The organism is Leclercia sp. LSNIH8 (assembly GCF_002920195.1).
Taxonomy (GTDB): domain Bacteria; phylum Pseudomonadota; class Gammaproteobacteria; order Enterobacterales; family Enterobacteriaceae; genus Enterobacter.
Window position 1 is genome coordinate 519,677 of the sequence record NZ_PQJY01000001.1, and the last position, 12,036, is coordinate 531,712.

General features: G+C 57.9%; 9 protein-coding genes. 6 read left to right on the forward strand and 3 right to left on the reverse strand.

Going from position 1 to position 12,036, the window contains the following annotated elements; translation table 11 throughout:
* Positions 1-474 precede the first annotated feature (474 nt).
* Together C3406_RS02590 and mntS are read right to left on the reverse strand one after the other, a co-directional pair.
* The gene (locus C3406_RS02590; RefSeq protein ID WP_103823496.1) at positions 475-2,058 is read right to left on the reverse strand and encodes a phosphoethanolamine transferase; all 1,584 of its coding nucleotides are present in this window, start codon (positions 2,056-2,058) and stop codon (positions 475-477) included.
* Between the two features lie 279 nt (positions 2,059-2,337).
* Positions 2,338-2,463 (reverse strand): manganase accumulation protein MntS, encoded by a 126-nt coding sequence (gene mntS, locus C3406_RS02595; RefSeq protein WP_103178798.1) that lies wholly within the window; start codon positions 2,461-2,463, stop codon positions 2,338-2,340.
* Positions 2,464-2,646: 183 nt separating this feature from the next.
* Here mntS and mntR point away from each other — a divergent pair, with 183 nt between their 5' ends.
* The 5 genes from mntR to C3406_RS02620 all read left to right on the forward strand — a co-directional run bounded on the left by mntR (position 2,647) and on the right by C3406_RS02620 (position 8,518).
* On the forward strand, positions 2,647-3,120 hold the full coding sequence (gene mntR, locus C3406_RS02600) for a manganese-binding transcriptional regulator MntR (RefSeq protein ID WP_103823495.1): 474 nt from the start codon (positions 2,647-2,649) through the stop codon (positions 3,118-3,120).
* The gene (locus C3406_RS02605) at positions 3,117-4,226 is read left to right on the forward strand and encodes an anion transporter (RefSeq protein ID WP_103823494.1); all 1,110 of its coding nucleotides are present in this window, start codon (positions 3,117-3,119) and stop codon (positions 4,224-4,226) included. The genes mntR and C3406_RS02605 overlap by 4 nt, the downstream gene beginning before the upstream one ends.
* A 103-nt stretch (positions 4,227-4,329) precedes the next feature.
* Positions 4,330-5,430: an HlyD family secretion protein gene (locus C3406_RS02610; RefSeq protein ID WP_103823493.1), complete on the forward strand. Its 1,101-nt coding sequence runs from the start codon at positions 4,330-4,332 to the stop codon at positions 5,428-5,430.
* Entirely contained in the window at positions 5,427-6,998 is a 1,572-nt protein-coding gene (locus tag C3406_RS02615) for a DHA2 family efflux MFS transporter permease subunit (RefSeq protein ID WP_103823492.1), read from the forward strand. The genes C3406_RS02610 and C3406_RS02615 overlap by 4 nt, the downstream gene beginning before the upstream one ends.
* On the forward strand, positions 6,995-8,518 hold the full coding sequence (locus C3406_RS02620) for an efflux transporter outer membrane subunit (protein WP_199182729.1): 1,524 nt from the start codon (positions 6,995-6,997) through the stop codon (positions 8,516-8,518). The genes C3406_RS02615 and C3406_RS02620 overlap by 4 nt, the downstream gene beginning before the upstream one ends.
* Before the next feature lie 674 nt (positions 8,519-9,192).
* Here C3406_RS02620 and ldtB read toward each other — a convergent pair.
* Complete coding sequence (gene ldtB, locus C3406_RS02630; protein ID WP_103823490.1) at positions 9,193-10,113, reverse strand: L,D-transpeptidase; 921 nt, start codon at positions 10,111-10,113, stop codon at positions 9,193-9,195.
* Positions 10,114-10,333: 220 nt separating this feature from the next.
* Between ldtB and C3406_RS02635 the strand changes: the two genes are divergently transcribed.
* Positions 10,334-11,929 carry an ABC-F family ATPase gene (locus C3406_RS02635; protein WP_103823489.1) on the forward strand — a complete coding sequence of 532 codons (1,596 nt, stop codon included), beginning with the start codon at positions 10,334-10,336 and terminating at the stop codon, positions 11,927-11,929.
* Positions 11,930-12,036: the final 107 nt, after the last annotated feature.

Consider the following 12,036-nt stretch of genomic DNA (forward strand, 5'->3'; position numbering starts at 1 on the left):
CTTCGGTGAGCCAATATAAAAACCCGCTTCGGCGGGTTTTTTTGTTTTTATCTGATCCTATCGACTGAAGAGCCACCGGTAATATTTTCGCGTCTACAGCAATGATCAAATTTAAAAAAATACCTAACTTACAGCGGCTCCCTGGTCCGGCTGAAAATCGCCGAAGCGTTTCCGGAAGGCCGGGGCGAGGCGCAGGGACGCGCCGAGAGGGCATAGCCTGCATGGATGCAGGCTGGTGCCCGACCCGAAAGCCTGGAGGAATAAGCTGAGGGCACCGCGAAGCGGCGATTTTCTTTGCCGGGAGCCGGGATTGCTAAGGGGGCGGCGGCGAGCCCCCTTAGCACGTTCACAGGTGACGTGGCATACAGAGAGAGACTGAACGTAAAGTGAACGGAACAACTAACTTTGCTGCATGTTCTCTCTCACTCCAGCTATGTAGAGAAGGATTGGGTGAGAACATCAGCCCGCACGAACCTACCGGCTTTTCGTCTCAAACAGATCCGTCCCCAGATGGTTGTAATCCACTTTCTGTAATTTAAAGTTGGTCACATACACCGGCGGCGCTTTGTCGTTCGACAGGAATCGGTACTTATTCGCGATCTCTTTGGCCCTGATCCCCGTCCACTGCGAGAAGAAACTTAAGAAATCATTCGCTGAGCGGCGCGCTTTGATGATGCGATGGGCTTTGTCATCACTCGACAGCACCATAAACGGCACCTGGAAGTTCTGCTGATAAGCGTCGTCGTGCGCCAGATACTGCACCTCTTTTCCGCGCTCTTTGAACGCCAGCCCGTGATCGGAAAAATAGACCATCGAGAAACTCTCGCCGGTGTTTTGCAGCTGGGCATAGAGCTTGCTGAGCAGGTCATCGGTCTGGGTCATGGTGTAGAGATAGCACGAGGTCTCTTTCGACTGCACGAACTCGGCATATTTCCCCTGAGTGCGATCGCAGGCCTGTGGATGGGAACCCATCAGGTGCAGAACAATCAGCTGCGGCTGAGTGCGATGGCTGCTGAAGACCTGTTCGGTCATCTTCAGTAATGCCTCATCCCGGGTATTTTTATCCGCCTCGAAATCACCGCTTTTCAGGAAATGCACTTCGTCCGCACGTTTGGCAATGCTGGCAATGGCGGTATCGTATTCGCCGATCTGCCCCTGGTTGGAGAACCACCAGCTCTGGAAGCCCGCGCGGTTGGCAAGGGTCACAAAGTTATCCTGATACTGCGGCTTGTTGTCCACCACCCGGTTAAGCGTCAGCCCCAGCGACTTCTGGGTTGAACCGCTGGCGGCAATGTAGTCGGTAAAGAGCGTGCCGTTGACCTTACTGGCGAACGGGGTGTTATTCCAATGGCCGCCAAAGGCCCCCAGCGCATCGCGGCGGGCGCTTTCACCGATCACCACCATATAGATGTGATACTTCGGTTTTACCCCCAGCACGTTCCAGGTGTCCTTCATCTGCGACAGTTCGGCCATCCGGGCCTGCTCTTCAACCACTTCCTGGTTGTTCACCACCACATCTTTGACGAAGCGAAACACCGGATAGCCGGTATCTTTCAGCTTGAAGACGCCGCCCCAGGCCAGGTTCTGCACCGGGGCGACGAAAAAGGCCACCACGCTGAAGACCAGGCACAGGCTGTCGATTTTGCTCCACGCGTTTCTGGGCTGCGGCTTACGGCGCACGGCAATCACGCCGAGCGCAAAGATAAACAGGGCGACGATATAGCTGTACCACGGGAAGATGGTGAGGATCTCCGTCGACTCTTCCATGTTGGTGGAGTGCATCGCCAGCAGGGTATTAAAGTTCGGCGCGCCGTATGCCTGACCAAAAGGGAAATACATGGCCGCCACCAGCGAGCAGATCCCAACCACCCCTTTCTGCAATCGCGGCGCGCTGAGCCACAAAAGATGCAGGATACAGGTGAAGGCAACGGCGTACAGCAGGCTGAATTCGTAGCCCAGGGCAAAGTTAATCAGCAGCGACTGTAAAAAATAGAATCCGGTCCACGGGCTTAAGGCCCGGCTGCGGGTAATGAGCGTCTCTTTCAGGGTTAAATTCATAGGTCACTATCGCGAAAACGCCATGTGCTCACCCTGGCGCCAAGGGTCAAAACCTGCCTGAGAATGCGAAGAAGGGGGATTGAGGTCCGCATCTGCGAGCCGCAAAAAGTGCAGGGCTGCAAGAAGATAGAGCCAGTAAGGTATAACGTCAACAGATATAAAAGGGGTGTTTTGCGAAGAGGGCTGCATTTCCGTAAAAAAGATCGGGGAATAGCCGTCCGCGAGGGAGTATAGCGATGATAAATGACAAAAAAATGAAGCGGCGTACCGCGACGCCGCTTAGTGGGAAGGTTTGTTCTGCTCTGGCTTGCCGTTGATGATGTCGCAAATCATATTCAGCAGCATTAAGCGTACCTTAAAGGGAGAGTGGCTAAACACGCGCATACACCTCTTGAATTCGTTCATATGACCTCCTGCGGGTTGATCCCTTCAATCCTTGAAGGGTGACTGCATTACATACAGATATAGCACAGGCTATGTTGTATAGCTATGGCTATTACGTTAATTTTTTGTGCTTGTGTAGCGATGGTTTACAATGGCCGCTTATGCATTGATACGCTTGATGTGTCACCGGATTGAGGAAGCACAATGAATCGCCGTGCAGGTAAACCAACAACAAAAAAAATGACGCAACTGGTCAATGTCGAAGAGCATGTCGAAGGCTTTCGCCAGGTTCGCGAAGCGCATCGCCGCGAACTGATTGATGACTATGTCGAGCTGATCTCGGATCTAATCCGCGAAGTAGGGGAGGCCCGTCAGGTGGATATGGCGGCGCGTCTTGGCGTTTCCCAGCCGACGGTGGCAAAAATGCTCAAGCGTCTGTCCACGGTGGGCCTGATCGAAATGATCCCCTGGCGCGGCGTCTTTCTCACTCCGGAAGGGGAAAAGCTGGCGCAGGCGAGCCGCGAGCGCCATCAGATTGTCGAAAACTTCCTGTTGGTGCTGGGCGTGAGCCCTGAGATTGCCCGCCGGGATGCCGAAGGAATGGAACACCACGTCAGCGAAGAGACGTTGCAGCAGTTCCTGGCCTTTACGCTGAAACACGGATCCGCCGCAGAATGACCCTTCCAGGCCTGCGGGCGCTGGCCCGCGATCGTTTCTTTCATCTGTTGCTGGTGGTCGGGATTGGGCTCAGTTTTCTGGTTCCCTTCGCACCTGAGCGCTGGCCTGCCGCCATCGACTGGCACACCATTATTACCCTCGCCGGGCTGATGATGCTCACCAAAGGGGTCGAGCAGAGCGGCTTTTTTGACGTGCTCGGGCGCAAGATGGTGCGCCGTTTCGCCACCGAGCGGCGCCTGGCGCTGTTTATGGTCTTCTCGGCCGCGCTGCTCTCGACCTTCCTGACCAATGATGTGGCGCTGTTTATCGTGGTGCCGCTGACGCTCACGCTGCGCAAGTTGTGCGAGATCCCGGTCAACCGGATGATCATCTTCGAGGCGCTGGCGGTTAACGCCGGATCGCTGTTGACCCCGATTGGTAACCCGCAAAACATCCTGCTGTGGGGGCGCTCCGGGCTGTCGTTCGCCGCTTTTACCTGGCAGATGGCGCCGCTGGCGCTGGTGATGATGTTAACCCTGGCGCTGCTGTGCTGGTTTGCTTTCCCGGCAACGCCGCTGCGCTATCACAGCGGCAGCGCCATCGCCCAGGCGAAACCGCGGCTGGCATGGAGTTGTCTGGCGCTCTATCTGGTCTTTCTGGTGGCTCTCGATCTGAAACAGGAGCTATGGGGCGTGCTGCTGGTGGCGGGGGGCTTTCTGCTGCTGGCGCGTCGGGTGCTGATAAGCGTGGACTGGACGCTGCTGCTGGTGTTTATGGCGATGTTTATCGATGTGCACCTGCTGATTCAGGTGCCGGCGTTGCAGGGCATGCTGCAAAATGTCACCCATCTGTCGCAGCCGGGGCTGTGGCTCACCGCCATCGGGCTGTCGCAGTTTATCAGCAACGTACCCTCTACCATTCTGCTGCTGAACTATGTGCCGCCGACGGCGCTACTGGCCTGGGCGGTGAATGTCGGGGGCTTTGGTTTGCTGCCGGGCTCCCTCGCAAACCTCATCGCCCTGCGGATGGCAAACGATTGTCGTATCTGGTGGCGCTTCCATCTCTGGTCGCTGCCGATGCTGGTCTGGGCCGGGTTCGTCGGTTTCGGATTATTCCTTCTCATATAGTGCCCTATTTGTCAGTTTTTCCTGGCAAATGTATAGCAACGTCCTAACTTTATTGAGCGGTATAAATTGTGATGCCGCTCACTAACAGGACGGACGCTGTTCTATGGCAGAAGAAAACCACACCTCTGAAGATACCGATAATAAAGAAAATAAAGAGACTGAACGTAAACGCCCCGGCAAAAAGCCGCTGATTATTCTGGGTATTGTGGTGATCGTCATGGTCATCGTGGCGCTGGTATGGTGGTTTATGACCCGCAACCAGGAGACCACCGACGATGCCTTCACCGAAGGTGACGCTGTCACAATTGCCCCGAAAACCGCTGGCTACGTCACCGATCTGCGGGTGCGGGATAACCAGCGGGTGAAAAAAGGCGATCTGCTGGTTACGATCGATCCCCGGGATACGCTCGCCCAGCGCGATCAGGCTAAAGCCCAGCTCGGTCTGGCCGAGGCCCAACTGCATCAGGCGCAGGCGCAACTGGCGCTCTCGAAAGTGCAATACCCCGCCCAGCGCGACGAAGCTAACGCCCAGGTGATCAAAGCCCAGGCCGATCTCGCCAATGCCCAGGCGGAGTATCGCCGTCAGCGCGGCGTCGATCCCCGCGCCACCACGCAACAGAGCATCGACGCGGCCAACGCCCAACTGCGCAGCGCCCAGGCCCAGCTTGCGAGCGCCAAAGCACAGCTTGAGGTGGCCTCCCAGGTGCAGCTGCAAATTCGTCAGCAGGAGACCAACGTCGAAGCCCGGGAGCGCCAGGTGGAACAAGCGCGTGCCCAGCTGAAGACCGCCGAGCTCAACCTCTCTTACACCGAAGTTCGTGCTCCCTTTGATGGCTACATCACGAAGCGCAACGTCCAGACCGGTACCCTGGTGCAGGCGGGCACCGCGCTCTTTTCCCTGGTCTCGAGCGATATCTGGGTGGTCGCCAACTTTAAAGAGTCCCAGCTGGAGCGGATGCGCCCCGGTAATAAGGTCACGCTGAGCGTGGACGCCTGGCCAGATATGGAGCTGGAAGGGCATGTCGACTCTATCCAGCAGGGCAGCGGTTCGCGCTTTGCCGCCTTCCCGTCGGAAAACGCCACCGGTAACTTCGTGAAGATTGTCCAGCGCGTACCGGTGAAAATTGTCATTGATAAAGGGCTGGATCCCAATAATCCGCTGCCGCTGGGTCTGTCGGTTGAGCCGAAGGTAACCGTGGAATGACCGACCACAGCCATGAAAACTGGCGGCCCGCCAGCAACCCGTGGGCGGTGGCGATCGTCGTCACCCTCGCGGTGTTTATGGAGATCCTCGACACCACCATCGTGAACGTGGCGCTGCCCCACGTGGCGGGTTCGCTCTCCGCCAGCTATGACGAATCCACCTGGGTGCTCACCAGCTATCTGGTGGCGAACGGCATCGTGCTCCCCATCTCGGCGTTTCTGAGCCGGCTTTTTGGCCGCAAGCAGTTCTTCCTGATCTGCATTGTGATGTTCACCATCTGCTCCTTCCTGTGCGGGATTGCCACCGAGCTGTGGCAGATCATCCTGTTCCGTATTCTGCAGGGCTTCTTCGGCGGCGGGCTGCAGCCGACCCAGCAGTCGGTGCTGCTCGACTACTTTAAGCCGGAAGATCGCGGCAAAGCCTTTGGCCTGTCGTCCATCGCCATTATTGTCGCCCCGGTGCTGGGTCCGACGCTCGGCGGCTGGATCACCGATAACTACTCCTGGCGCTGGGTGTTCTTTATCAACATTCCGGTGGGGATTGTGACCGTGCTGGCGATCTATCAGCTGCTGGAAGATCCGCCGTGGGAGAGTAAATCGAAGGAGAAACTTTCCGTTGACTGGACGGGCATCGGGCTGATCGCCCTTGGCCTCGGCTGCCTGCAGGTGATGCTCGACCGCGGGGAAGACGAAGACTGGTTTAACTCGAACTTTACGCGCACCTTCGCGGTGCTGACGCTGATTGGCATTATCGGCGCTATCTACTGGCTGCTGTATGCCAAAAAGCCGGTGGTGGATCTGCACTGCATGAAGGATAAAAACTTCGCCGTCTCCAGCCTGCTGATGGCCGGTATGGCGATGATCCTCTACGGCAGTTCGGTGGTGATCCCGCAGCTGGCGCAGCAGGATCTGGGCTATACCGCCACTTGGTCGGGGCTGGTGCTCTCGCCCGGCGCGATCCTCATTGTGCTGACCATCCCGCTTGTGCTGAAGCTGATGCCGATTGTGCAGACGCGCTGGATCATCGCCTTCGGCTTTGCCTGCCTGGCGACGGCCTTCTTCTGGTCGCGGACGCTGACGCCGGATATCGACTTCGAGACCCTGGTGCTGTTCCGCAGCGCCCAGTCGATTGGGCTGGGGTTCCTGTTTGTGCCCCTGACCACCATCGCCTTTATCTCGATCCCCCGGCGGCTGAACGCCGACGCTGCGGCGCTCTTTACCATGTTCCGCAACGTGGCGGGGTCGGTAGGCATTTCGCTCTCGACGGCGGCCATCACCGAGCGCTCCCAGGCCCACAGCGCCCATCTCGCCACGCATACTTCGGCGTTTGACGAGCCGTTCCAGCAGACGATCCGCGAGTTGGCCCAGGCGATCCAGAACTTTACCACCCAGGTGGGCGACCCCACCGGCATCGCCACCGGGCGCATGTACCAGGCGATGATCGAGCAGTCGCGTTTCCTGGCCTACGTGGATGTCTTCACCATTCTGAGCGTGGTGGCCCTTTTACTGATTCCGTTTTGTTTGTTGCTCTCGCCGGTTAAGAGCGAGGGGAGTGCAGGAGCACACTGATGATTCGACGTTTAAGCCCCCTGATGTTAATGCTGCTGCTAGCAGGCTGTGCCGTGGGGCCCGACTACCAGCAGCCCGCGCCGCAAACCCCGACGCACTGGAACGATCCGGGCGACGGCGGCGTGAAATCGCAAACCGCGTCGACCGCCATCAATCCTCGCTGGTGGAAATCCTTTGGCGATCCGCAGCTGGACAGCCTGATTGAGCGCGCCATCGCCGGCAACCTGTCTCTGCAGCAAACCGTGTTGCGCATCGCCGGGGCGCGGGAGCAGATCAACCAGGCGGGTGGTGCCTTCTTCCCGGCGGTGAACGGCAACCTGCAGGCCACCCGGCAGCAGCTGGGGCTGGAGGGGGAGCTGAAATCCCACGGCGTGTACGACCAGCTTGATGATGTCGACCCTGAACTGCGCGGGGCGCTGGGACCGCTGACCCAGCCGATTAACCTCTACCAGGGCAGCTTTGACGCCCAGTGGGAGCTGGATCTGTGGGGCAAGGTGCGCCGTCAGGTGGAAGCCGCCAACGCTCAGCAGCAGGCGGCTATCGAGCAGCGTAACGATGCGCTGGTGTCGCTGGAGGCGGAAGTCGCCCGCGCCTGGCTCCAGCTGCGCGGTGCCCAGAGTAGCATCGCGACGCTCAACACCCAGATCGAGAGTGCACAGCAGACTCTGGAGCTGACCAGCAGCCGCCAGCGCGGTGGGCTGTCGCCGCAGATGGACGTGGAGAACGCCCGCGCCCAGCTCGGCAATCTGGAGGCGCAGCTTCCGCAATATGAAGCCCAGGCGCGGCAGGCGATGAACGGCCTGGCGATCCTGCTGGGCAAACCGCCGGGGGCGCTGGACGGCGAGTTGCAGGCCAGCAAACCGCTGCCCGCGTTGCCGGAAATTGTCCCCACCGGGATCCCGTCCACGCTGGCGCGACGCCGCCCGGACGTGCGTGAGGCCGAGGCGAATCTGCATGCGGCCACCGCGCAGATCGGCGTGTCGGTGGCACAGCTCTTCCCCAGCGTCTCGCTCAGCGGCCAGTTTGGGCTGCGTAACAGCGAGGCTAACTGGCTCACCGACTGGAGCAGCCACTTCTACAGCGTCGGGCCGCAGGTCTCTATTCCCATCTTCCAGGGCGGACGGCTGATCTCCAGCGTGAAGGTTGCCCGCGCGCAGCAGGGCGCCGCCGTGCTGGACTATCGTCAGACGGTGCTTACCGCGCTGGGGGATGTGGAAAATGCGCTGGTCAGCTACCGCACCGACCAGAAGCGGGAGGCGGGATTAAGCAAAACCATTGATGCGCTGCAAAACGCTTTCGATCTGGCGAGCAGTAGCTATCGTCAGGGGATCGCTACCTTTATCGACGTGCTGGATGCCCAGCGCCAGCTGGCCCAGGCGCAGCAGCAGCGGGATCAGGCCCGGGTACAGAGCGCGCTGGATCTGGTGGCGCTCTATAAAGCCCTTGGTGGGGGATGGGAGCCGTATCAGGAGGTGCAGCTGCCGGATTATGCTGTGTTTGGGGATGCGCCGAGGGGATGATTGCTGGTAGCAGGGGAGGGGCATCTGGGTGAGTTCGGTAGTGTGTTCCGTTCACTTTGAGACCCGTAGATTATAAATTGCCAGCACACGTGAACGGGAAAAGGGGGCCGCCGCGGCCCCCTTTTCAATCCCCGCGGCCCCGCAAGAAATCGGTGCTTCGCACTGCGCTCACCTCCCGACCTGCTGCCTGCGGTCGGCTCAACTCGACAGCCTGTCTCGATTCGCCTCTGGCCGCCATCCCTGGCGTCCAGCCCTTGTCATCCGGTCTCCGGTTCGCCGATTTCAGCGGGAACTCAACCCCCGTGCCACATTCAGGCTATGAAATAGGGCCTTAACTAATGACTTAAAATGATTCATTCAAAAGATTAAGAAGGTGGAGGGAACGTGAATCCGGCTGAAAATCGCCGAAGCGTTTCCTGTAGGCCGGGGCGAGGCGCATGGATGCGCCGAGAGGGCGTGACCTACATGGATGTAGGATCACGCCCGACCCGAAAGCCGGAAGGAATAAGCTGAGGGGACCGCGAAGCGGCGATTTTCTTTGCCGGGAGCCGGGATTGTTAAGGGGGCGGCGATAGCCCCCTTAACACGTTCACCGCAGCAGGGTGAACATAATGCAGAGATGCTTTAGTGAACGGAACAATTCCACCGTTACAACAGAATTGTTCCTACTACCATCAGTTCAGACGAACTGGCATACCGGAACGGTTATTGATCGCTTGCTCAACGATGGTCGCATCCACATCCTGCTGGCCGGTCACCGCCTGAACATTGCTGGTCAGGGTAATTGGCACAGTCACGTTATTGTCGATCTGCTCTTCGCTGGTAGAGAGCGGGTTATGCACTTCGAGGTAACGGCTGCCATCCGGCTCGGTGGTCGCTTTTACAGGCTCGTTGATGAACTGCACGCGAGTACCCACCGGTACGTTTTCGAACAGGAATTTGATGTCGTCGTTACGCAGACGCACACAACCGTGGCTCACGCGCAGGCCGATACCGAAGTTGGCATTGGTGCCGTGAATCGCATACAGGCGGCCAATGTAGAGCGCGTACAGACCCATCGGGTTATCCGGGCCCGCAGGCACAACGGCTGGCAGCGGCTCGCCCGCGGCGATGTATTCAGCGTGCATCTTCGCGGTTGGGGTCCAGGTTGGGCCCGCTTTCTTACGCTCAACTTTGGTGGTCCAGTTCATCGGGGTATCTTTACCCAGCTGGCCGATACCGATTGGCAGCACGATTACGGTGTTGGTGCCTTTCGGGTAGTAGTACAGACGCATTTCGGCGCTGTTGATGATGATACCTTCATGTACGGTATCCGGCAGGATCAGCTGCTGAGGAATGTTCAGCACGGTGCCGCCTTTCGGCAGGTACGGATCGACGCCCGGGTTAGCTTCCATCATGTTGGAGAGGCCAAGCTGATATTCTGCTGCGAAATATTCCAGCGGCTGGCTGTTGCCTTCTTCAATGGTCACAACCTGGTTCTGACCGACCAGACGGCTACCGTCGGTTGGCAGTGGATAGGTGACAGCAGAAGCGGTCTTGCAAAACCCTACTACGGCAAACGCCGCCGCAAAAAGCGAAGTTAATTTCATATTCATGTTGTGCGAGGTATCTGTGCCACGTTGGCAGGTTGTTTAAAAGTCAGAACGGTTTAGGGAGCGCATTATATGTGCATTCCCACCCGCATGGAATTCGGATGTGTACTAAATCACACTTTTTTCAATTCTGTTAAAGTGTAGCGCTACGTTGTTAAGCGGGATCTCATTTCGGAATTGTGGCATAATGCCGGGTTTATCACACTTCTCGCAGGAATCTCCCGTGTTAGTTACCAGCAACGTCACTATGCAGTTTGGCAGTAAGCCGCTGTTTGAAAACATTTCCGTCAAGTTTGGCGGCGGCAACCGTTACGGCCTGATTGGTGCCAACGGTAGCGGAAAATCCACCTTCATGAAGATCCTCGGCGGCGATTTAGAGCCGACCCTGGGCAACGTTTCTCTCGATCCGAACGAGCGCATCGGTAAGCTGCGTCAGGATCAGTTCGCCTTTGAAGCGTTCACCGTGCTTGATACGGTGATCATGGGTCACGTTGAGCTGTGGGAAGTGAAGCAGGAGCGCGATCGCATCTACGGCCTTGCCGAAATGAGCGAAGAAGATGGCTATAAAGTGGCCGATCTCGAAACCCAGTACGGCGAAATGGACGGCTACTCCGCCGAAGCCCGCGCCGGTGAGCTGCTGCTCGGCGTCGGTATTCCGGTTGAACAGCATTACGGCCCGATGAGTGAAGTCGCGCCAGGCTGGAAGCTGCGTGTTCTGCTGGCGCAGGCGCTCTTCTCCAACCCGGATATCCTGCTGCTCGACGAACCGACGAACAACCTGGACATCGACACCATTCGCTGGCTGGAGCAGACGCTGAACGAGCGTAACAGCACCATGATCATCATCTCGCACGACCGTCACTTCCTGAACATGGTCTGCACCCACATGGCCGATCTCGACTACGGCGAGCTGCGCGTTTATCCGGGCAACTACGACGAGTACATGACCGCCGCGACCCAGGCGCGTGAGCGTCTGCTGGCTGACAACGCCAAGAAAAAGGCGCAGATTGCGGACCTGCAATCCTTCGTCAGCCGCTTTAGCGCCAACGCCTCTAAATCCCGTCAGGCCACCTCCCGCGCCCGTCAGATTGACAAGATCAAGCTGGAAGAGGTTAAAGCCTCCAGCCGTCAGAACCCGTTCATCCGCTTCGAGCAGGATAAGAAACTGTTCCGTAACGCACTGGAAGTGGAAGCTCTCACCAAGGGCTTTGAAGAGGGACCGCTGTTTAAAAACTTCAACCTGCTGCTGGAAGTGGGGGAGAAGATCGCGATTATCGGTGCCAACGGCGTGGGTAAATCCACCATGCTGAAGACCCTGGTAGGCGAACTGCAGCCGGATAGCGGCACCGTGAAGTGGTCCGAAAATGCCTCTATCGGCTATTACGCGCAGGACCACGAGTATGAGTTTGAAAACGACCTGACCGTTTTCGAATGGATGAGCCAGTGGAAATCAGAAGGCGACGATGAGCAGGTAGTGCGCAGCTTCCTGGGCCGTCTGCTCTTCAGCCAGGACGACATCAAAAAACCGGCGAAGGTACTCTCCGGGGGTGAGAAGGGCCGTATGCTGTTCGGCAAGCTGATGATGCAGAAACCGAACATTCTGGTAATGGACGAACCGACCAACCACCTGGATATGGAATCGATTGAATCGCTGAACATGGCGCTGGAGATGTATCAGGGCACCCTGATCTTCGTCTCCCATGACCGTGAGTTCGTCAGCTCGCTGGCGACCCGCGTGATTGAGATTACGCCAGAGCGCGTGGTGGACTTCAGCGGTAACTACGAAGACTACCTGCGCAGCAAAGGTATCGACGGCTAATCATCCGTTTCTGACCCTTCCCGTCCGGGGAGGGTCTGCTTTCCCCCAGTCTGCACGCTTTCCCCCGCATTTTTCATAACTTCTTGTATATACACACGATATCAATG

Coding starts and splice junctions, on each gene's coding strand:
- C3406_RS02605 (WP_103823494.1), top strand. CDS start 3,117: ATGACCCTTCCAGGCCTGCGGGCGCTGGCCCGCGATCGTTTCTTTCAT.
- mntS (WP_103178798.1), bottom strand. CDS start 2,463: ATGAACGAATTCAAGAGGTGTATGCGCGTGTTTAGCCACTCTCCCTTT.
- C3406_RS02615 (WP_103823492.1), top strand. CDS start 5,427: ATGACCGACCACAGCCATGAAAACTGGCGGCCCGCCAGCAACCCGTGG.
- ldtB (WP_103823490.1), bottom strand. CDS start 10,113: ATGAATATGAAATTAACTTCGCTTTTTGCGGCGGCGTTTGCCGTAGTA.
- mntR (WP_103823495.1), top strand. CDS start 2,647: ATGAATCGCCGTGCAGGTAAACCAACAACAAAAAAAATGACGCAACTG.
- C3406_RS02610 (WP_103823493.1), top strand. CDS start 4,330: ATGGCAGAAGAAAACCACACCTCTGAAGATACCGATAATAAAGAAAAT.
- C3406_RS02590 (WP_103823496.1), bottom strand. CDS start 2,058: ATGAATTTAACCCTGAAAGAGACGCTCATTACCCGCAGCCGGGCCTTA.